The following is a 21,232-nucleotide window of genomic DNA, read 5'->3' on the forward strand; positions in this document are numbered from 1 at the left end:
TGCACGTCGTCAAGGTGAACGTCTTTCACCCGGGCGTACGAGTTCTACATGATGTAGTAATTTGCTGACTGGCCGGAGCCGCCGCGAGCGTCGCCCAAGCCTCATCCCTGCATACCGAGCCGAAAGCCACCCATGTCCGTCCTGACCTACCCCGAAGCCATAGGCGTCGGCCTGCTGCAAGGCGTCACGGAGTTGTTCCCGGTCTCCAGCCTGGGACACAGCATCCTGATACCCGCCCTGCTTGGCGGGCACTGGAAGCATGACCTGGACGTCTCCGCCGACGGATCCCTGTACCTCAACGAACTGGTGGGCCTCCACCTGGCCACCGCGCTCGCGCTGGTGGTCTTCTTCTGGCGCGACTGGGTCAGGGTGATCCGCGGACTGGCGACGTCGATCACACAGCGCCGCATCCAGACCGTGGACCAGCGACTCGCCTGGCTGATCATCACGGCCTGCATCCCGGTAGGCATCGCGGGCGTCGCGCTCGACAAGGTCTTCCGCACCACGCTCGGCCGGCCCGTTCCGACCGCCATCTTCCTGGCCCTGAACGGCCTCGTGCTCTTCGTCACCGAACAACTGCGGCGCGGCGGCACCGGCCGCAGGCGGGCAAAGGACGCCGTCACGCCGGACGAGGAGCATCTCGGTCCGGAGGAGCTGTCGGACCGGCGGATCACCCGGATGACCATCCGTCAGGCCGTGACGATCGGCGCGGCCCAGATCCTCGCCCTCCTACCCGGCATCAGCCGCTCCGGCTCGACCATCAGCGCGGGCATCTTCAAGGGCCTCAACCACGAGGACTCCGCCCGTTTCGCATTCCTGCTCGCCACCCCCGTGATCGGCGGGGCGGCGCTGCTCAAGCTCCCCCCGCTCCTCGGCTCCGAGGGCGACGGCCTGCGTGGGCCCCTGCTGGCCGGCAGCGTCGCCGCCTTCGTCGCGGCCTACCTCGCCACCCGTTTCCTGGTCCGCTACTTCGAGAACCGGACCCTGATCCCGTTCGCCGTCTACTGCACCCTGGCCGGACTCGGCAGCCTGGCCTACTTCACCGTCGCCTGACCGGAAGCCCGGTCCGCGCACGCACGAGGGCTGGTGCGCAACACCGGCAAGGACTGCGATCCGCTGCGGTGAGGTGCGAGCATCGGGACGCAGCCGGCAGGTGATGTCGACGGCCAGGACCAGCCGGCCGTCGGCATCCCGCGGCAGTGGCACCGCGGCCAGAGCCCGCCGACACCGCGGCCAGGGCCCGCGCAGCCAGCCGGTGTCGACGCTGCCGACCCGTGCGGGCGTGTGGTGACCGGCGCACGTCGAAGACCGCAACCACGACCACATCACCGTCGACCGCGCCGAGGACGACACCTTCTCCAGTGCCCGCACCCAGATGCAGCAGCCGTCGCCACCCGCCACACCATCGGCGAGCCCATGGGCATCCTCATGGGCGAACACGACTTCACCGGACAGCAGGCCTTCGACGTGCTGCGGCGCTGCTCGCGGGAGAAGATCATCAAGGTACGTGAGGTGGCCCGCCAGATCTGCGAAAACGGCGGGCTGTGAAGACGGGATGTGCCGTCTCATGACATCGGTTCCTCGCTGTCAGGCTTGGCGGGCGTAGGACGTGAGGCGATCGGCAAGCGCGATGACACGGTCGCGCAGTTCATCGGGGCGCTCGATGACGAACGGCCGGTCGAGTGAGGCGAGTGTCCGAGGCAACCAGTCGAGCTGCTGTGCCCGTAGCTCGACGCGCAGCCAGTGCTCGGCCGCCGGGTCCTGGCCGTCCGCGGGCTCGTGCTCCTCCACGCTCGCGATGCCGGCCGGAAGGTGGGCGCGGATCTGCTCGACTGTCCCGTGGATCCGCAAGGTCACCTCATGCCGGTACTCGGCCGTGGCGAATCCTGCCAACACGCGCTGTGCCGGACCGGGACCCACGGGCGCTTCGAATGAGCCGGGCAGGGCCCTCGCGGCTGCGATGCGATCGAGCCGGAAGGTTCGGTCCTCGCCGACCTGGGCGTCCTTGCCCGTCACGTACCACCGGCCCGCGTGGGCGACGATCCCGTACGCGTGCAGTGTGCGTTGGCTGCCCCGTCCGTCGCGGTCGGTGTAGCGGATCGAGACCGGTCGGCGGTGGCGCACCGCATCGGCGATGGTGAGCAGGAGCCCGGCGTCCGGGTGGTCCAACTCGCCGGGCTGATCCGTGAAGGCGAGAGCTTCCAGGAGTGTGTCGAGCCGGCGGGCGATGTGCTTGGGCAGCACCCGCCGGATCTTCGCTGACGCCGTCTCGTTTGCCGTGCGCTCCGTCGTCGTCAGCCCTGCCCGGCGGCCGGCGACCAGGCCGAGCAGCACGGCCAGTGCCTCGTCGTCGCTGAGCATGAGCGGAGGCAAGCGGTACCCGGGAGCCAGCCGGTACCCGCCGTAGCGGCCGCGCACCGACTCCACGGGCACGTCCAAGTCGATCAACTGGTCCACATACCGCCGCACAGTGCGCCCTTCGACGCCGAGACGGTCGGCGAGTTCGGCCACAGTCCGGGTGCCGCCCGACTGCAGCAACTCCAGGAGTGTCAGCACGCGGCCGGTGGGTCGTGGCATGTTCGCAGCCTAACGCGAATACAGGACCGATTCTGTCCACTATTTCTCCTAGCCTGCGACGTGCACGCCTCCAGCACAGCCAAGGAGATTCCCATGGACTTCGTCTCGATCCGCATCATCACCAGCGACGTCGCACGTCTCGTCGAGTTCTACGAGCGAGCCACAGGGAGGCAGGCGATACGGGCCACCGAGGACTTCGCCGAACTCAAGACCGCGGGCGCAACCCTCGCGATCGCCAGCACCCGCACCGTCCCGCTGTTCGCCCCGGGCTCTGCCCGCCCGGCGGACAACCACAGCGTGATCACCGAGTTCCTCGTCGACGACGTGGACCGCGTTCACCAGAACCTGACCGGCTTCGTCACCGACTTCGTCAACGAGCCCACCACGATGCCCTGGGGCAACCGGTCGCTGTTGTTCCGCGACCCCGACGGCAACCTCGTCAACTTCTTCACCCCCGTCACCCCGGAAGCCATCGAAAAGTTCGCACGCTGACGCCACACACAGCCGCTCACGCGGGAGCCCGGAGATCCCGGGGCTCCCGGTGAACGCGGCCGCCGAGTCCAGGAGCGCCGCCGGCAGGGGACATCGGAACGCACCGCTGACCCCGAGAAGGCGGAGAGGTTCTACGGGACGCTGGCCCGTGAGTGGGCCTACCTGCGCGACCCCCGAGCAGGAACACAGGGCCGCGCTCGCGGACCTCCTCAACTAACACAACCACGAGCGCCCGCACTCCGCGCTCCCGGCCACCAGACACGATCCGGCAACAGCTCACCTCCGTGGACGCCGTGGAACCAACGTCCTGAGACACCACAACTGGACCGCGCGGCGGCATCGCCCAGGCGCAGTCCGACCGGTCCGAACGTGGTAGACGCCGTCCGCGAGGTTCGGAAGACAAGCCCGCGTGGTTCCTCCAAGGGGTGCCTCCCGAAGGACTCGCGCGTGGGCTGTCGACGAGCGGGCTTCGACCTGGGTGACCGGTCGACGGCGCCGTGCGCGCCGCGGCGCCCGACCACCGAGGCCGCCGCTATCCGGGGAGCTGGAAGTGATGCTGATGGGGAACTCTGCACGGTGGCAGAACCTGATGCTGGGTACAACGGACGGGTGTGCCGGTCATCGCAGCGCCCTCGAGCCAGTGGCATTCCGTCCTGTCCGCCTGCGGGGCTGAGGGAGACGGTGATGAATGGCTGCCCGGACAGCGAAAGCGTCCTTCTGAAATTGATCGCCGTCAGTCACACGGCCACTCTCGAGCAGTTGCCCGCCCTGATCGCCGAGCACGCCGGCCGCCTCGGCGCAAGGGATGTCGCGCTGTATGCCGTCGACATTCAGGAGACGGTGCTGCGGCAGATCACCGGGCGGGGGCAGGACGCCGGTGACGGCGGCGAGCAACTGAGCATCGAAGGGACGCTGCCTGGCCGGGCCTACCAGAAAGTGGATCTGGTGCCCGAGTCCGCCGAGAAGAGTGAGCCGGGACGTCGCCGGTGGTGGGCCCCGGTCACCGACGGCGTGGAACGCCTCGGTGTGCTGCGCGCGGACATGGAGGCACAGGACGACGAGAGCGCGCGGCGTCTGCTGCGCGATCTGTCCTCGGTGACGGCCCTGATGCTGCTGAGCAAGCGGTCCTTCAGCGACTCATTCGCCCGCCTGGTGCGCACCCGGGCCATGAACGTGGCGGCGGAGATGCAGTGGAACCTGATGCCCCCGAGCGCCTTCGCCGGACACGACGTCACCATCGGCGGCCTGATCGAGCCCGCCTACGAGATGGGCGGCGACGCCTTCGACTACGCCATCGCCGGTCACACCGCGTACCTGGCCGTCTTCGACGCCATGGGCCACGACACCCGCGCAGGGATCACCGCCAACCTGGCCGTGGCCGCCTGCCGCAACGCCCGCCGTCAGGGCGCCTCCCTGGCCGACACCAGCCGGGCGGTAGAGGACATCCTCACCAGCCACTTCGGCACCACCCGCTACGCCACCGGCATTCTGGCCAATCTCGACCTCGACACGGGTCTGCTGACATGGGTCAACCGCGGCCACCATCTGCCCGTGCTGATCCGGGACCAGCGCCGCACCATCGAACTGCGGTGTCCGCCCGCCGGCCCCATGGGCATCGGCCTCGGCCTGCCCCTCCATGAATGCCACCACCAGCTCCAGCCCGGCGACCGTCTGCTGCTGTACACCGACGGCATCGTCGAAACCCGCGACCGACGCGGACAGCAATTCGGCCTGGACCGGTTCGTCGACTACATCATCCGCTACCACTCCGACCGCCAGACCCTCCACGAAACACTCCGGCGCCTCATGCACGCCGTCATCGACCACCACGCCGGCCGGCTCGACGACGACGCCACCGTCCTCCTGACCGAATGGCGCGCCGGCCACCAGCACAAACTCACCCCCTGACAGCATCGAACGACAGAGCACGCGATCGTGAACGCTGCCCGCGCAGCACCGAGGCACGGCTCCCTTGCAGAGCTCTGCGATCTGACACCGATGAGGCGGTACCCGATCGGAGCCGGTAGTCCCGCACTGGACTGTGAGAGCGAATGACCGTTCATACGGGCACCCCATGGGCACAGGTGGACGGGACGCCGCGCTTGCGACTGCGTGCAGCCTCGGCGCACGCCGTGTCCACGGACAGCGCCGCAGAACGTGCCACCGCACCAACGGGGGAACGGGAAGCGTGCCGCAGTAAGCACCCGTCCCACGCGACTGCGCGCGCGTACGTCGGGCCGACGGAGTCGAAGCAATCCGGGTGGTGTGCGAGCGCATCCTGCAGGAGCTGATCGAGGCCGGGGCCACCGAGTGATCGGTGCCGCGCCGCGCGAGCACTGTGTCGGTTGATCGACTCCGGGCAGATGGTCGCCGCGACCATCCGCCACCATCTGCACGCAGACCACCGACGAGCAGGTACGCGCCCAGCTGAACGTGGTCGCCGACATGCTCGGACGGCAGTCCCCACAGGTCAAGACGCCTTACCGTTCCACGAAGAGGTGCTCCGGGCGGCCGGCGGCTCCATAGCGCAGTTCGATGCGGATCGTGCCGTCCGCGGCCAGGTCGGCCAGGTAGCGCTGAGCCGTCGGCCGGGACACACGCGGCGTCCCCACCGCGGGGCGACGACGTCGCCGAAGTGGCGGCTGGGTCAGGTCACTGGCAGCCGCATCAAGGCGGGAAACCAGGCCGTCTCGACGGCGTGCGGCACCCCGTGGCAGCGGGTTTGCGATCACCGGAAGGCAAAAGAATAATCCCATTTATGGGGTGAAATACGCGGTAAGACCTGCGCGGACACCACCGGAAGCGGATCGTGCCCCTCTGATCCTGACGCTCTCCGGGCAGGAAGCTCCTCGCCAACCATCGCGGCGAGCACGACCGAACATGCGCGGGCTCAGCCGGTGCCCCGGCCCGGGAACCGACGAGTTGTCTGGTTGCCTGACGGAGGGCCTGACAACCGCCGCGTATCCGAACGACCACGTGAAGGGTCGCTGTGGGGCGGAGGCAGGACGGAAGGAGTCGGCCCATGCGGATCGTCGTGGACCTGAATCGATGCCAAGGCTACACGCAGTGTGTGTACTTGGCGCACGAAGTCTTCAGGTTGAGCGGTCAGGAGACCCTTACCTACCATCCGAACCCCGATGACGAGCGGCGCCTTGAGGTGCAGAGAGCCGCAGCGGCGTGCCCGGTGCAAGCGATCAAGCTCGACCGTCTGGACGGTGCGGAGCGGAGCGCGAAGTCATGACCGTGCGCGAGGCGGTCGCGGAGTTGGTGCGCGACTTCAGGGCGAACGGCCGCATCGTCATCGTCGGTGCCTCCCTGGCGGGCCTGCGGGCCGCCGAAGCCCTGCGCGAAGAGGGCTTCACCGGGTCTCTGACCATCATCGGGGACGAGCCGTACGAGCCCTACGACCGTCCCCCACTGTCCAAACAGGTGCTCAAGGGCTGGGTGCCGGCCGACCACACAAAGCTGCCCCGCATGCGAGAAGTCGATGCGGACTGGCGGCTCGGGGTGGCCGCCACCGGGCTGGACCGGACCACCAAGCAGGTGCTCCTGGCCGACGGTGAGCAGGTCCCGTACGACCGAGTGCTGATCGCCACGGGCACCCGCGCGCGGCAGTGGCCGAACCCGGCCGAGGCCGCACTGCACGGGGTCCACACGATTCGCTCGCGCGACGATGCCGCACAGTTGCAGAAGGCGCTGGCCGAGCCGCCGTCGCGGGTCCTGGTCATCGGCGCCGGGTTCATCGGCTCGGAAGTGGCCTCTGTCTGCCGAGAACTGGACATCCCGGTGACCGTCGTCGAGCGGGGTTCGGCGCCGCTGGTCGGCGCGCTCGGCGGGGTGATCGGGGAGATCGCCGCCCAGATGCAGCGTGATCACGGCGTGGACCTGCGCTGCGGGCTGGGCGTGTCCTCACTGGAGGGTGACTCCGGCGGACACGTGCGGCGCGCTCAACTCTCGGACGGAACCAGCGTCGACGCCGACGTGGTGGTGGCTTCCCTGGGGTCGATCCGCAACGTGGAATGGCTGGAGGGCTCCGGGCTGGCGGCCGGCTTCTGGGGCGTCGGCTGCGACGCCGGCGGCCGCGCCTTCGACATCAACGGCGTGGTCACCGACAGCATCTACGTGGCAGGTGACATCGCGCGAGCACCACATGTGCTGTACGGCTACCAGTTCCTCGCGATGGAGCACTGGGACAATGCTGTCCTGGGCGCCGAGGTCGCGGCCCACAACATGGTGAATCTGGAGCCGCACTACTACCCGCATCTGTTGCTGCCCGGCTTCTGGTCCGGTCAGTTCGGCGTCAACATCAAGTCCGTCGGCGTGCCGCCCTTCGGCGAGGAGATCGTCTTCACGCAGGGATCCGTCGACGAGCGTCGTTTCGCCGCCGCCTACGGTCACCGGGGCCGCATCGTCGCCGCCGTCACCTTCGACCACGGCAAGTGGCTGGAGTACTACGGAGACATGATCCAGCAGTCGGCCCCGTTCCCGCCTCCGCCGCCGGGCTGGGACCGGCCGTCCGACATGAAGCCGGTCCCGGCCCAGTTCCCTGAACGCGGCGCCCCCGGGGGAGTTCCCGACGTTGTCCTGACCGGCCACGACCCGAGCGAGCGGAGGGCCGAGTTCCGTCCTAGGCGCCGCTGACGCCGACGCGACCGCCGGGCCGAGCGTGCAGGCGGACAGACCGACAGGAAGAAAGAGGGAAGCCTCATGACCGAGGAAACCCCCTGACAGCAGGCCCTCCGCTACGCCAACCGCGCCAACCCCTACCCCTTCTACGAGGAACTGCGCAAGACACCGTGTCGCGGCAGCCGGACGGCACCTACGTCGTCAGCACATGCCGGGAGATCGTCTCCCTGCTCCACGACCCGCGGGTGAGTTCGGATCCCAGAAGGCGCTCCGCCCCGGCCCCCGCCCCGGAACCGGCCGAGGGATCGGCACAGCCAGGGGCCGAGCCGATCAGGGAAGCCGTCATCTCCCTGGAGCCGAACATCATCACGTGCGATCCACCCGAGCACGACCGGGACCGCCACATGATGATGCCGCACTTCGTCGGCCCGCCCCACTCACCACATCTGATCTCCGACCTGGAGCCCGAGATCCGCGTGCCGGAGTCAGAGGTCCCCGAGATCGCCGCGCTCTTGGCCGCCGCCGTCATCGGTGTCCTCAACGCCGAACTCAACGGCTCACTCGAGCAGTGGTCGAACCTCAAGCCGTCCGGGCTCGGTTGCGACGAGGACGAGGCCACCTTCACTGACCGCGCAGCCCCTGACCAGGATCGTATGTTGCGTCTGGTGATGGACACGCTCATCGCCGGTCTGGAGAGCAGGCTCGCCACCGGTCGTAACGGCCGGAGCGCCGGCCACTGAGTCGCAGGTTTCAAGGCATTGGTCCCTGACGCGTCCGCGGGCCGGGGGGTTCGGGCTCCGATGTGACGCTGCAACACTCAGCGAGCGACCCATCCCCACCGGAAAGACCATCCCGCTGCAGCCGCTGTCCACGCGCGGCGTGTTGCGGCTGGGCCGGGCGACCGATCCGTGGCCCAGGACAGCGCTCAGCGTCCTCACGGCGGCGGCCGCGCCGAGTCTGATCCTGCCGACCATAGGCCGAGCGGACCTGGTGGTGTACGCCGTCGGAGAGTCCACGTGCGCCCTCTTCGGACACAGCCTGCCCTACGCCGCCCGCGCCCGAGCATCGGCCCGCGTCGTGCTCGGTATGGTCTCGAGCAGTGCCGTGGGTATGGCGACCGCCGCCGCCACGGACAGCACAGTGGCCCGGGTCGCCGTGACAGCAGCCCTCGCCGCTGCCCACGAGCTCGGTGTGCGAGGCCTCCCGGATCGGCCCCGGGCCATGTCGTCTTTCCACCGCCGGCCACTTCTTCCTGATCCACGTGGCCACCGCGTCCTCGTCGCGTTCGGCCGCCCGGCGCTTGGAGACCTGCACGGTGAGGATTACCGGAAGGTGATAGTCCCTTCAGTGCTGGGTGCTGTGAAGGCCTCGCTCGTATTCGTGGCGGTCGCACTCCCAGCCGAAGACGATGTTCTTAATGGTCATCGGCGTCCATGTCAGGCATTCAGCCGGGTCGTTGTCCTTGCGTGCCATGGCAGTGGCGATCCAGACGCCGCGGCCCCGCTGCCAGCCGCGGATGGTGAGGTAGTCGCCCCAGTCTCCTTCCTCCGGTACCTCCGTATGGGGAGGGCAGGAATTGCCCCTGCCGGGGAGGAAGTAGTCGACGGTCGGGGAGACGGGGATGACGTCGTCGAAGACGGCGATCATGGCGCCCGGAAAGTAGTGCCTGTTCCCGGTGCCGCCACCGAAGGTGTCGAGGTAGCCGATGTGGCCGAACTCGTCCGGGGCGATCGCAGGATAGGCGTGGCCGACGGTGCGGCTGTACACGTCGTGGCTGGGACCGATGCGCAGGTCTGACTCGCGGACGGTGGTGATCCTGACGTACGGGAAGGGGCGCTTCGTGCCGTACTGCTGAGCCGCCCATGCGAACCACAGGTAGCCGCGGCCGCGTGCTGCCCAGACCTGACCGGATGTGGTGGTGCACCAGTTGTTGACCATCTTGTCCTTACTGCTGCAGTCACCCTCGAACGCCGGCACCTGCCACGTCATGTAGCGGAAGGGCGGGACGGTTCGGTCCACGGTGGTGACCCACTTGGACCTCTCCGGCCAGACCAGCAGGCGCAGGCGGCGGCCCTTGCCCCGCGGCAGGGTGGTCGTTGCCGCGTAGGCGACATCGGTGATGCCCTGGGGGACCCGGAGGTCTCCGTCTTCCCCGTAGCCCGCACCCCCGACTGTGTCGGTGCGGGCGATCGCGTCGTAGTGCGCCGGACGCCCCGCGGCCAGATCGGCGCGTGAGACTCGCAGGAGTGCCGCGGCCAGCACGTCGTACTCGTCGACGCCGTCGTGGAATTTGATGATGCGGGTCGTCAGGTACAGGTAGCGGTGGCCGATCACGATGTCGTTGTAGTCAAGGTTCAGGTCGTTGGACCAGCCGAAGGTGGACGGTGTGATCGTGTAGGGGCGCCAGTTGACGAAGTCCCCGATCCTGGAGTTCGCGAGCACCAGATGGCCACCACCTTGATGGCCCAGGAAGGCGGGAATGTACTGCAGCACCCAGTGCTGCCGGTGGTAGGAGTGGTCGGCTTTGGTGACCTGGTCACAGCAGAAGTCGGGGCCGAAGATGGTGTACGGGTCCAGCCCGTGCCAGATTCTGCCGTTGTCGCGGGAGAACTCGGCGTGGAAGTTGCCGGTGGCGAAGACGTCCGGGCCGGACTGGTCGGTGCTGGGCTCCGGTTTGGAGAAGTCGTGCCCGGTCGTCACCGGGACGGTGGTGTCGCGGAACAGGGTCAGCCGCCTGTGGTCGCCGAGCGGTGGAGCCGGGTTGTGGTCCGGGCCCGGGAGCGGTGCCCCCAGGCGTGGGGACACGTCCGGCACCAGCACGGGGTTCGGGTCGGCCGGCCCGCCGCGCCGCCGGGGACGGCCCAGCCGGTGCGGGGCGTGGCCGGCCTCGGGAGTCGGGGTTGCGGGGCCGGTCCGCGCGTGGACCGCAGGCCCCGGTTGCAGCACCCCGCTCAGGGCACGCTGCGGCCCGGGCGTCGACCACTTTTTCGCTTCACCGACCGAGGGAAGGACTCGCGCCCCGGAGTTACCGGCGCCAGCGGCGCCAATGCCTGTGAGCATCAACGACGTCACCAAGACGACTGGCCAGGCCCGACACCTTCTCAGAGCCCTTGTAACCGTGCGCACATCCAACGTCTTCTTCACAAAAGGTAACACTCGGTCATTTCGCCACAAAGGAAACGAGCGGAGCCGAGGAGTCCGCCGAGTGGCTCAACCGGGGGTCGGCCGCTCAGTCTCGACGTCCGATGGACGCTGAGCAGCTGTTAGTGACGGCTAGCCTGATCTGGCCGCCCCGTTCCTCATGACTTTTAGAGGGCCTTGGAGGTAGGCAGACTACCCATGATGCCCTAGCCAGTAAGCTCCTCACCAGGTGGGGGTGGTCTCGTCCGACATGCGCCTTGCGAGGTTGTCGGCCGAAGGACCGTCGTCCGCGACGGCCAGGCCGACGGCGGAGGACGACGGTCATGGCGTCGAACGTTTCACCAAGTGAGTGGGGTGCCGCATCGACGGGCGACGGCGTATCGCCGTCCCCCCGAGGATGTCACCGGTGATGACGGTGGTGAGGGTGGTGGACGCGGCAGTCGGGGAACCGGAAGGAGGCGATCCGGGTGCGCCAGTTCCTCGCGCCGTCGGTCGGCTGGTACTGGTTGGTGTACCAGAACGTGCAGTCGTCCAGCGGGTCGATCGCCATGGAGGTGTAGTCGCCCCAGCGGTTGCTCCCGGTCTGGGAGCCCGCGCCGGTCCACACGGTGGTCTCGTGGAACGTCATCAGGTTTCGCCGGTCACGCGCCAGGCGCCCGGTGATGCGAACCGACGGGTGCGCCAGCGAGGACGACCGGGAGTAGCCCAGGGCGATGTCGCCGACCCTGTCCTCGGCAACGGAGCCCATCCACCGGTAGGTGGGGTCCGGAGCGTAGGTGCCCTGCTGGTGGACGACCAGCCGGCCGCGGCGCAGCCGCAGTTCGTACCAGCGCTCACCCGCCCCGCCGCGGGCCTCGACCGTGTGGTTGAACACCAGCGACTGGTGGTCGCCGAAGTTGCGGTAGGCGAGCCGGTACATCGGCCACTCGGAGATCGAGTCCAGCCTCTGGGTGGTGCCGGCCTGCGGGACGCACCTGACGGGATCGGTGTTCTGGCAGGCACGGGTGTAGGGGGCCACCCGCACCTCATGGGGGCCGGCGACGTGGGTACGCGCCTGGCGCGTCCAGTCCACATGGAACCGCCAGTACTGCAAGGTGTCGCCGGTGGCACCGAGGGTGACCAGCGTGTTGGGCTCGCCCCACGGGGGCGCGTGCCTGCCGTCGAGGTCGGAGGGGAGCAGGAAGCCGGGGGCCTCGTCCTGCGACGGCGCCGGGACGTTGTAGCACTGCTGGCTCGCGTTGCGGCCGCGCAGCATTCTCGCCCGGTCCCAGGCACAGACCTCCGGGTCTTCGGTGTTGAGACCCACGTAGTAGGCATCGGGCCACACGCCGACCTTCGGGTAGTCGGGAAGCTGCCGGTACACGAAGGAGTACCGGTGGTAGGAGCCGGTGGCGTCCTGGGTGGCGGAGACGCCCACGCACAGACGGAACGAGGTCATCTCCTGGTCGTACGCGATCTCGGTGATGATCCACCGTCGGGCCAGGGTGTCCCAGCGGACCACGGGGTCCGAGCGGGACTCCTCCATCTCGCACAGACCCCCGAAACCCTGCCACAGGGTTGCGGTCGGCGTCGGCCCCAGCTCCGCTGCACCGGTCCTGGAGTACACCGCCAGTCGGTTGTTGACCGTCTCCACGATCTGGCGTGAGCCGACCGAGGCGTTGGGGTCCGGCGGAAGGACCGTGCCCTCCCCCGGAATGCCCTCGAAGTTGGTCCTCAGCGGGATCCGGGGCCGGAGGCCCTGGTGGGACTGCACCACAGGATCGGGGACGAGGTGGGGGGCGGACGGCTGCGGGCTTGACCGATACGGCTTCCTTCTGGGCAGTGCCGTGTACGGTGCGGTGGGGAGACTCGGGGCCGTCTGCCACAGGTCGCGCAGCGGTGGCGAGGTGTCATGGTGCTCAGCCGGACCGGAATCGGGGGACCGGGACGCGTGCGTGTCCGACGCCGGCTGGACCAGGGCGCCGACGGCGGGCGTGGCGGACGCCGGCAGGGCAACCAGCGCCGGGCCCAGCGAGGCGACGGCCAAGAGCGGGCGCAAAGCACGGAAGACGTGCACTGATCCTCCAATGAAGTACGGCGAGCCGCCCGTTCGACCATCCGGTGACGGTACCGCCGAGAACGTCGCGCCCTGCCCGCGGCGGCTGTCATGACCCGCGCCCCCAGGCACAGCGGGGCCACGTCTTCCATGGCGAACGGGCGGCTCGTCTGACAAGTGGGGAGACCAGTTACCCACTCCCGTCGGCCCGGCCCGGGGGCGACGGACATCGTGTCGGGCCCGGCTCAGCCGTACGGCCCTGCCGGCATGACGACCATCCGGTGACGCCGCTCAGAAACCCGGCGATGCGGTTCTCCAGGCCGCCCACCATCTGGAGCAACGCCCGAGGGATCGGTCAGGTCCACCATCTGCCCGTTGTCACGCAACGGGAGCCGGTTCAGGCAGGACAGCGCCGACTCCGGGGCGGAGATGTCGTACTGCCAAAACCGTCGGTCAGTTCCGGGTTCGCTTCCCGGTACGCGCCGGTGTCCTCCGCCGGGATCCCCTCGGCACCGCGGTGGGCGGCCGGGAAGCGGCAGAAGCGGTCGAAGACGTCTGTGAAGATCGACAGGAGCTTCTTCTCCTCCGGCACCTGGACACGGATCCGCCGTCGGCGGGGTCGAGTCCCTGCGCGGTGAGTCGGCCGTGGCACCGCTCGGCGGTCTTCGCCGCCAGTTCCTGCCCGATGAAGTCCTGATGAAGTCCTCGGGGTCGATCCCGACGCCCGCCGTGAACGCAGTCCGCGAGCGCTGCACGGCCAGCCACATCAGCCGGACGAGGCTCGCAGTCTCGTCGACAAATTGACTATCCGTTGAGCCAGTCCCCCGGGAGCAGGGCTCGGACCGCGTCCAGTGCTTCCTCGGTCCGAGCCCTCACAGGCACGCAGCCCTCCTCGTCCCGCAGCACCACGTCCGCGCCGAGGAACCAGCGGGTGCCCTCGAAACCACTGGCCGGATAGGCCGGGAACGGCAGCTTCTCGCACCTTTCTTCGAGGATCTGCGTGTATTCGGGATCTGGCTCGTACAGGAAGTCACTCAGGTGCTCCGGTGCGTGCAGGGACTCCGCAAGCACCATCTCGACGGCCATCCACGACAGGCGTTCCATCCACGGCTCCCACCGCTGGGCCTGCCGGTCGGCCAGGTCCGCCAGCACATGAACCCCCGGATCAGCCTGGTCGAGATCCTTGAGCAGTACGCCCCAGGAGCAGGCGCCCTGGTTCTCCTCCCGGAAGACCAGCGCTTCGCTTCGAGCGTCGACGTAGAGCCGGTCCGGGTGCAGCAGCCGATCGTGGTTGCTCGTCAGATCCTCGCGGCGCCCGAGCAGCCGGTACATCTCGCCGAGGGCGCTCGGCAGGCTTACGCCGAGACGTTCCTCCGCCGCTGCCAGGTCCTCCTCGGTGAAGCCGTCGCCGTCCGTGAGCGGTTCCACCCACGCCTGCGCGAAGTCACGGACGAACCGCCACGCGGCCTCCCGGTCCGCGCGTGCATCATCCAGGCCCTGGCGAACATCGAACATCTGCGTCATGGCGCAGACCCTAACCGCCGCTTCCGACACTCCGTCGGACGGCACCCATGCGGCGGCCCGGCCGGCGCGAGCCCGGCCCAGTCACGCTCCTCGACGACCAAGATCGCCCGTGTCGCCAGGAGTAGCCCGTCCGGGCGGGCCACACCCAGCCTGCCCAGCTCGACCGAAACGTCGAACTGCGCCTGACCTCGAGTGCCGTCCGCCGGGGGGCGCTCCGTCGCGCCGATGAGCGGACACGTCGTACTGTCGGCCCGCCGAGAAAACCCATTGCGAGTCACCCGCATCGGGATGTCTGATTGATCGGCCACCGGTCAGGGGAGGGAACATGAGTTCGTCGCTGCCCACCCCCACGTTGCACACCGCTCGCCTTCGACTGCGTGCATTCGAAGACGCGGATGCCAACGACCTCTTCGCACTGCACAGTAGCGCCTACGTGCTGCGCTACTGGGACGCGCCCCCGTGGAGCGAACGCGTGCGCGCCGAGAAGTTCATCGCGGCTTGCCGGCAGATGGCACAGGACGGCAACGGGGCGCGGCTGGCCGTGGATCGTGTCTCCGACGGCGCTTTCATCGGCTGGTGCAGCCTGAACAGGTGGAACCCGGACCACCGCAGCGCGTCGCTTGGCTACTGCTTCGACGACGCAGCGTGGGGCCACGGCTACGCGACCGAGGCCGCGCGCGCTTTGCTGCGGTGGGCATTCGACACGCTGGACCTGAATCGCGTCCAGGCTGAGACCGATACGCGCAACGCGGCGTCTGCCCGCGTACTGGAGAAGCTCGGCTTCGTGCGTGAAGGGACGTTGCGGGAAGACTGCGTCGTCAACGGCGAGGTCTCTGACTCGTGGGTCTACGGGCTGATCAGGCGGGAGTGGCGGCCGTCGTCCGAGCAGGCTCCCGCCCACTGAGTCGTCGCCCGGCACCCGGTGTCGGCCATGCCGCGAGCAACTGATCATCGCGCGTCATCCACACACAACGGAGGCGTACTCCTCGCGGGCGAACCGCACCAACCCGCGCAGACGGGGGATCGAGGCGTCATCCCGGCGAAGTCTGACCAGACCGCGAACCGCAGGAAGCGGCGCGGCAGAGACGGTGGTCGGCCGGCGGCCGAGGCGGGGTTCCACCTAGGGCGTGTTTCGAAAGTCCCGTCTGGTCCGCGACGCCTGGCACGGCACCTCGCCGCGTTGTCGGGATCGTCCACGTACGCCCGGTACGAGGACGACCCTCCGCCTTGCGATGCACCGCACCAGACGCCGCGGACCCCGCCCTCCGGGCGGACGACGCTCCTTTCGAAACACGCCCTAGGCGGATCCCTCATCTGGACGCGCAGCCTCAAACCTGGCCCGCGGCGATCTCGGCCTCGCCGTCGTGCACCGTGCGCGGCCGATCGCCGTGACCGGCCGCGTCGATGACTGCGACGTGGAAGCCGCAGCCGGTGACGAGGAGGTGGGCACGGCCGGACATCGCCGGGTGCTTCTTGTGATTTCCGCCGCCGTGGGCCATCGGGATCAGAGGTGCGCGATCGGCCGCGTGGGAGACCGGCGACCAGAGGATCAGGCCATTCGACGACGACTCGGCGGTGAACTGCAGAGAATGCATGAGTGTTGCCTTTCGGGAGTGCCTTGTTGTCGAGGCGCTCCCGGCAACAGCTACGTCAGTCGCCCGACCGTGACGGGAGGGGGGAGCACCCACATCGATACGGCGTTCATGGGTCCCACCTCCTCGCACGGTGTCGCGGTCGACTGGGAACCACTAGCCCCATCATCGTCCGGGCCACCCCTTTTCGCCGCCACATGATCACGCCTCCGGACAGGCTCCGGGCACCTGTCCGCACACTCCTGTCACCCCGGCCGCCGGTTCGGCCCGGTGCCCATGGCGGGGCCCGGGTGGGATCCGCGCTGCCGGGTACGCGCTCGCCGTCGATGCCCCCTCGGTGTTCAGAAGGAGTCGATACAGTCATCGGCCAGCTGCATACCAACCGCTCAGTTCGGTCAGAGTCTGGTGCGGGTCGCTACCTACGAGTAACGTGCACTCGCCCCCCGCTTCCCTTCGGTCCCGCATGGGTCCACGAGCCACGCAAGGAGAGACGGGATTGCAAGATCCGTTCGTGTATCCGGAGTCCCAGCCGCACCGTCCAGGGGTGCCGTTCGGCCCCGGATCCTATGTCTCCCCTTCCGATGTCACGTACTCCCGGGAGCCACGACCGGGGTTCGACAGTGGGACGACGCCCCATACGGCACTCAGTCACCACAGCGACCTGCGCGAGCTGCGCGGGGCCTACCGCACCCAACGGCGCGTGGCGACGTTCACGGCGCTGGGATACTTCATGCTCTTTCTGGTGCTGTCCGCGTTCACGCCGTCACTGATGGCGGGCACGGTCTCGGGCGGCCTGTCCGTAGGGCTGCTGCTCGGGCTTCTGCAGGTACCCGTCACCTGCCTGTCGGTCGGCCTGTATGAGCACACCGCGCGCCGCAGAGTCGACCCGATCGCGGACCGCATGCGAAAGCAGGCCGAGGTGGACGTGAAGCGAGGGGTGGCACAGTGAGCGGCTTCAGCAGTTCCACGCAGACGATGTCTCTGGTGGCCTTCACGACGGTCGCTACGATCATCCTGCTGCTGTGCGTGATGACAGGGCCCGACGGTGACGACCTGGACGAGTTCTACACCGGCTACGGATCGCTGTCGCCGATGCGCAACGGCCTTGCCATCGCCGGGGATTACATTTCCGCGGCGACGGTCCTGTCCACAGGCGGGGTGATCGCGCTCGACGGGTACGACGGCGTCGTCCTGGCGCTGAGCATAGCCCTCTCCCTCATGCTGCTGATGTTCCTGCTGGCGGAACCGCTGCGCAACGCGGGCCGGTTCACCATGGGCGACGTGCTTGCGCGACGGATGCCCGGGCGCAGTGTGCGCATCGCCGCCTGCGCGGCGACGATCGCGGCCCTGCTGCCGATGATGCTCATCCAGCTCGCCGGCACGGGTGACCTGCTGGCGTTCATCCTCGGCTTCTCCAGTGACTCGCTGAAGACCGGGTGCATCGTCGGGATCGGTGCGCTGATGATCAGCTACGCGACGATCGGCGGTATGAAGGGCACCGCCCTCATCCAGGTCTTGAAGATCGTGATGCTGTTCGGCTCCGGCGCGGTCGTCGCCGCCCTGATTCTGCGGCAGTTCGACTGGGACCCGGGCAAGCTGTTCTCGGCCGCGGCAGCGCACAGCGGCGTGGGGCGGGCCTTCCTGCACTCCGGTCTCGAATTCGCAGGCGGCCCCAGCCCCCGGCTCGACATGATCAGCTCGGAGCTGACCGTCGTCCTCGGCGGTGCCTGTCTGCCCCATGTCACCATGCGCATGTACGCAGCGAACAGTGCCCGTCAGGTGCGCCGGTCGATGTCCTGGGCCGTGCCGTGTGTCGCACTCTTCATGCTGATCTGCACGGTCGTCAGCTTCGGGGCGACGGCGCTGATCGGGCGCGCGACGATCGCCGGAGCCGACCCCACGGGCAGGACCGCTTATCTGCTGGGCTCACGGGCCGCGTTCGGGGCGGACGTGTCCGCATCCGAAACGTTCCTGTTCACCATGGTCACAACGGCGCTCTTCCTCACCCTGCTCGCATCGGTCGCCAGCATGATCCTGGCCTGTGCCAACACCCTGGCTCACGACCTGCTCGCACACCGTGAGACGACTCCCCGCCGTGAGATGACCATCGCCCGGGTCTCCGCCCTGATGGTGGGCGCCCCCACCATCCTGCTGGCCACCCTCGTCCAGCACCACAATCTGCAGCCGCTGGCACTGCTGTCGGCCTCCATCGGTGCATCCGCACTCGCACCGGCACTGATCTACAGCCTCTTCTGGCGCCGCTACACCCGCACGGGCCTGCTGTGGACCCTGATCGGCGGCACACTTGCCACCCTTGTCCTCATGACCGGCACCAACCTGGTCTCCGGCTCCCCCTTCTCCGCCTTCCCGCACTCCGACTTCAACTGGTTCCCGTTCACCACCACCGGCCTTGTCTCCATACCCCTGGGCTTCGCTCTCGGCTGGACAGGGACAAAGATCTCCGGGCGGCAAAAGGCGGAGGAACAGCGCCGGCAGTACGAAGCGGTCGAAGCCCGGATTCTGGCGGGGGCGGTGCGCCGAGGAAGCTGAATCTCCCCGACCCGGCCGACGGCCGCGACCCGAGCGGGCCGGTGTCGGGTCGCGCCCGGCATGGACGAACGACGAAAGGGCCGGGGGCACGGCGGCAGGGCGTCCACCTGGCCGTCCACCAGTGTGGACGCGGCGCCGGCTGATGGACGGCATGCGGTGGCGGACCCGGGCCGGTGCTCCCTGGCGTGCTGTGCTCTCCTGTCGACGGCGGGCACGGAGATCAGTCCCTGCCTCCGACATCCGGCCTCCGGCCGGGCTGTGTTCGCGGCCGCTCGTCTCTACCGTGGTGGTGGAGGAGGGGGAGACGGGCTCGCTGTTCGAGGGGGTGGAAGCCCGCGAGGCAGTGGCTCGGGCTCGGGTGGAAGAGCCGGAAGCCGAACCAGCGCAGCCGTCCGGGGACCTGAAGCGGCCGTGCGAGCCTGAAGCGCCTGCGGATCGCACGGGAAACGGTCACCGACGTCCCCGCGGGGATGGAGCTCGCGTACAGCAGGCTCCTCGCCGTGCAAGCCGGCCCAGTCACCGCCTGCTTGGACCGCTGGGTGCCCTCACCTGTGCACCACTGTCAGCCCCTCCGGCGCCACCACGGTCGTCGTGCCGTCCGCCGTGACAGTGACCTGCAGGTGGCCGTCGGCGACCTGGAGTCCCGCGACCGTCAGCGGGCCGTACGCGCGGGCGAAGGTGGGCTCGACCGTCACCGTGCCCGCGGGTACGTCCGCGTCGAGGCCCAGGGCAGCCTGGAGCACGAGGACGGATGACGCCGCCGCCCACGCCTGTGGCCGACAGGAGGCGGGGTAGGGGGCGGGGTGGGTGCCCGCTTCGATGCCGTGGCCGGCGAACAGTTCGGGCAGGCGGGAGTCGAAGGCGGCGGAAGCGGCGAGCAGGCCCGCCGCCAGCGGGGCCGCCGCCTCGGGGAAACCGGCCCGGACCAGGCCGTGCACGGCGATCGCCGTGTCGTGCGGCCAGATCGAACCGGTGTGATACCCGTAAGGGTTGAAGCCCACCGAGTCGGTGCTCAGTGTGCGCAGCCCGTGCCCGGAGTCGAGGTCCGGAGCCCTCAGCCGGCTCGCCAGCACGGCACTCTCCTCATGGCTCAGCAGACCCGTGCCGAGCAGGTGGCCGAACCCTGAGGTCACCGAGTCCACCGGTCGGCCGTCGCGGTCCAGGGCGACCGCCGGGTACGGGCCGTACGCGTCCTCCACCCAGAACCGGTCCCGGAAGCGGCCGGCCAGGCGTTCGGCCCATTCCTCCCATTCGTCGGCCCCCGGGCGGCCGAAGGCGCGCAGCAGCGCTGCGCCGCCCCGTGCCGCCTCGTAGGCGTACGCCTGCACCTCGCACAGGGCGATCGGCGCCGCGGCGAGGCGGCCGTCGCGGTGGCGGATGCTGTCGCCCGAGTCCTTCCAGCCCTGGTTGACCAGGCCCCGGCCGGTCTGGTCGACGTACTTCAGGAAGCCGTCGCCGTCCTCGTCACCGTGGTCGCGCATCCAGGACAGTGCCGACTCGGCGTGCGGCATGAGCCGTTCGACCTCGGCCGGGGCCAGGCCCCAGCGCCACGCGTCGTGCAGCAGGGTGATCCACAGTGGCGTGGCGTCCACGGTGCCGTAGTACACCGGGGGCAGCGCGAACGTGTCGGTGAACTCCTGACCGGCTCGCCGTACTTCGTGCAGGATCTTGCCCGGCTGTTCCTCGGTGGCCGGGTCGACGACGCCGCCCTGGCGCCGGGCGAGCGTGCGCAGCGTGCCGGCTGCGAGGTCCGTGCCCAGCGGCAGCAGCATGCGGGCCGCCCATATCGAGTCACGGCCGAAGAGGGTCAGGTACCAGGGGGCTCCGGCGGCCAGGAACTGATCGACGCGAGCTTCGGCTCCGTCGCCGGGAGGCGGGTCGGTCAGGCGCAGCCGGTCCAGGTCCGCGACCGACTGCTCCAGCCAGCGGTCGAAGCGCCGGTCCGCGCTGCGCAGTACGGGGGTACGCCAGGGCACCCGGTCCGCAGGCGCGGCCGGGAACTGGTCACCGTCGTCGTACCCGGCCGTGCAGTCCACCCGTGTGCTCCAGGACTGACCGGGTGGCAGTTCGATGTCGTACGACAGCTGCCCGGCTGCCGCGTCCAGTGTGTCGGGCGCCGGGGTACTGAGCAGGCGTACCAAGAATCCGGCACGCGACCAGACCAGTCCGCCCGACACGGCCTCGGCCGACGCGCCGTCGAGGACCTGACCGGACTTCACCTGCTCCATCAGCGCCAGGTCGGTGGCCGCCTGGACCAACACCCGGAAGCGGACGTGCCGGGTGCCGGCATTGCGTACTTCGAAGGTCTCCTGAAGGCGGCCGGCGGAGACGGTGCGGCGCCGGTGCAGGGCGACCGCCGGGTCCGGCGTCACCTCACCGAGGCCGCGAAGGATCGCGCGGAAATCCGCCCGGTCGGCCCCGTCCAGCCTCCCGGAGACCGGTGCGAGCGCGATGCCGTCGACAGTGACGGTCAGCCGGGCCAGGGCCCTGCTGTCTCCGTGGAAGAAGCCGTCCGCACCGCCGTCGAGCTGCCCGTCCGCATGCGAGATCACGAAGCTCGGTGCGCACAGCGTGACGACGCTGTCGTGCAGGAACGGCTGCAGGCCCTGGACGATCGAACCAGGGGCCGCGATCGGGTCGTTGGGGTCCTGGGACTTGACAGTGGTGTCCAACAGAGCGGAACCTCTCAGGCATT

At 69.1% G+C, this 21,232-nt stretch carries 15 protein-coding genes and 2 pseudogenes; 10 read left to right on the forward strand and 7 right to left on the reverse strand.

The window, feature by feature from the left end; all coding sequences use genetic code 11:
* Positions 1-132: 132 nt before the first annotated feature.
* A complete protein-coding gene (locus AC5WRT_RS32130; RefSeq protein WP_496098093.1) occupies positions 133-1,053 on the forward strand; it encodes an undecaprenyl-diphosphate phosphatase in 921 nt (306 codons plus the stop codon).
* A gap of 363 nt (positions 1,054-1,416) precedes the next feature.
* Positions 1,417-1,548 (forward strand): ANTAR domain-containing protein, encoded by a 132-nt coding sequence (locus tag AC5WRT_RS32135; protein ID WP_496098094.1) that lies wholly within the window; start codon positions 1,417-1,419, stop codon positions 1,546-1,548.
* 39 nt (positions 1,549-1,587) lie between these two features.
* Here AC5WRT_RS32135 and AC5WRT_RS32140 read toward each other — a convergent pair whose 3' ends face one another.
* Positions 1,588-2,577, reverse strand: coding sequence for a helix-turn-helix transcriptional regulator (locus AC5WRT_RS32140; RefSeq protein WP_496098095.1), 990 nt, complete (start codon positions 2,575-2,577; stop codon positions 1,588-1,590).
* 93 nt (positions 2,578-2,670) lie between these two features.
* Here AC5WRT_RS32140 and AC5WRT_RS32145 point away from each other — a divergent pair, with 93 nt between their 5' ends.
* The 5 genes from AC5WRT_RS32145 to AC5WRT_RS32165 all read left to right on the forward strand — a co-directional run bounded on the left by AC5WRT_RS32145 (position 2,671) and on the right by AC5WRT_RS32165 (position 8,435).
* The gene (locus AC5WRT_RS32145) at positions 2,671-3,069 is read left to right on the forward strand and encodes a VOC family protein (RefSeq protein WP_496098096.1); all 399 of its coding nucleotides are present in this window, start codon (positions 2,671-2,673) and stop codon (positions 3,067-3,069) included.
* Between the two features lie 723 nt (positions 3,070-3,792).
* On the forward strand, positions 3,793-4,977 hold the full coding sequence (locus tag AC5WRT_RS32150) for a PP2C family protein-serine/threonine phosphatase (protein ID WP_496098097.1): 1,185 nt from the start codon (positions 3,793-3,795) through the stop codon (positions 4,975-4,977).
* Between the two features lie 1,114 nt (positions 4,978-6,091).
* Positions 6,092-6,310 (forward strand): ferredoxin, encoded by a 219-nt coding sequence (locus AC5WRT_RS32155; protein ID WP_496098570.1) that lies wholly within the window; start codon positions 6,092-6,094, stop codon positions 6,308-6,310.
* Complete coding sequence (locus AC5WRT_RS32160) at positions 6,307-7,710, forward strand: NAD(P)/FAD-dependent oxidoreductase (RefSeq protein WP_496098569.1); 1,404 nt, start codon at positions 6,307-6,309, stop codon at positions 7,708-7,710. Before AC5WRT_RS32155 ends, AC5WRT_RS32160 begins: the two co-directional genes overlap by 4 nt.
* Before the next feature lie 155 nt (positions 7,711-7,865).
* Complete coding sequence (locus tag AC5WRT_RS32165) at positions 7,866-8,435, forward strand: hypothetical protein (protein WP_496098568.1); 570 nt, start codon at positions 7,866-7,868, stop codon at positions 8,433-8,435.
* A 604-nt stretch (positions 8,436-9,039) separates the two neighbouring features.
* On the opposite strand, the gene AC5WRT_RS32170 is transcribed toward AC5WRT_RS32165, so the two are convergent.
* The 4 genes and pseudogenes from AC5WRT_RS32170 to AC5WRT_RS32185 all read right to left on the reverse strand — a co-directional run bounded on the left by AC5WRT_RS32170 (position 9,040) and on the right by AC5WRT_RS32185 (position 14,395).
* Positions 9,040-10,641 carry a hypothetical protein gene (locus AC5WRT_RS32170; RefSeq protein ID WP_496098567.1) on the reverse strand — a complete coding sequence of 534 codons (1,602 nt, stop codon included), beginning with the start codon at positions 10,639-10,641 and terminating at the stop codon, positions 9,040-9,042.
* Positions 10,642-11,236: 595 nt separating this feature from the next.
* Positions 11,237-12,589 (reverse strand): hypothetical protein, encoded by a 1,353-nt coding sequence (locus tag AC5WRT_RS32175; RefSeq protein WP_496098566.1) that lies wholly within the window; start codon positions 12,587-12,589, stop codon positions 11,237-11,239.
* 577 nt (positions 12,590-13,166) lie between these two features.
* Positions 13,167-13,490 (reverse strand): annotated as a pseudogene (locus AC5WRT_RS32180) (IucA/IucC family siderophore biosynthesis protein); the annotation flags it as partial.
* A gap of 185 nt (positions 13,491-13,675) precedes the next feature.
* Positions 13,676-14,395 carry an SMI1/KNR4 family protein gene (locus AC5WRT_RS32185; protein ID WP_496098565.1) on the reverse strand — a complete coding sequence of 240 codons (720 nt, stop codon included), beginning with the start codon at positions 14,393-14,395 and terminating at the stop codon, positions 13,676-13,678.
* Between the two features lie 325 nt (positions 14,396-14,720).
* Here AC5WRT_RS32185 and AC5WRT_RS32190 point away from each other — a divergent pair, with 325 nt between their 5' ends.
* Positions 14,721-15,299, forward strand: coding sequence for a GNAT family N-acetyltransferase (locus tag AC5WRT_RS32190; protein ID WP_496098564.1), 579 nt, complete (start codon positions 14,721-14,723; stop codon positions 15,297-15,299).
* Between the two features lie 439 nt (positions 15,300-15,738).
* On the opposite strand, the pseudogene AC5WRT_RS32195 reads toward AC5WRT_RS32190, so the two are convergent.
* Positions 15,739-15,990: pseudogene (locus AC5WRT_RS32195) on the reverse strand (alpha/beta hydrolase); the annotation flags it as partial.
* 460 nt (positions 15,991-16,450) lie between these two features.
* On the opposite strand from AC5WRT_RS32195, the gene AC5WRT_RS32200 reads away from it, so the two are divergent.
* Both AC5WRT_RS32200 and AC5WRT_RS32205 read left to right on the forward strand, forming a co-directional pair.
* On the forward strand, positions 16,451-16,936 hold the full coding sequence (locus AC5WRT_RS32200) for a DUF485 domain-containing protein (protein WP_496098563.1): 486 nt from the start codon (positions 16,451-16,453) through the stop codon (positions 16,934-16,936).
* A gap of 26 nt (positions 16,937-16,962) precedes the next feature.
* Positions 16,963-18,537: a sodium/solute symporter gene (locus AC5WRT_RS32205; protein ID WP_496098571.1), complete on the forward strand. Its 1,575-nt coding sequence runs from the start codon at positions 16,963-16,965 to the stop codon at positions 18,535-18,537.
* Positions 18,538-19,082: 545 nt separating this feature from the next.
* On the opposite strand, the gene AC5WRT_RS32210 is transcribed toward AC5WRT_RS32205, so the two are convergent.
* A complete protein-coding gene (locus AC5WRT_RS32210) occupies positions 19,083-21,209 on the reverse strand; it encodes an amylo-alpha-1,6-glucosidase (protein WP_496098562.1) in 2,127 nt (708 codons plus the stop codon).
* Between the last annotated feature and the right edge of the window lie 23 nt (positions 21,210-21,232).

Source organism: Streptomyces sp. NTD91, assembly GCF_059510455.1.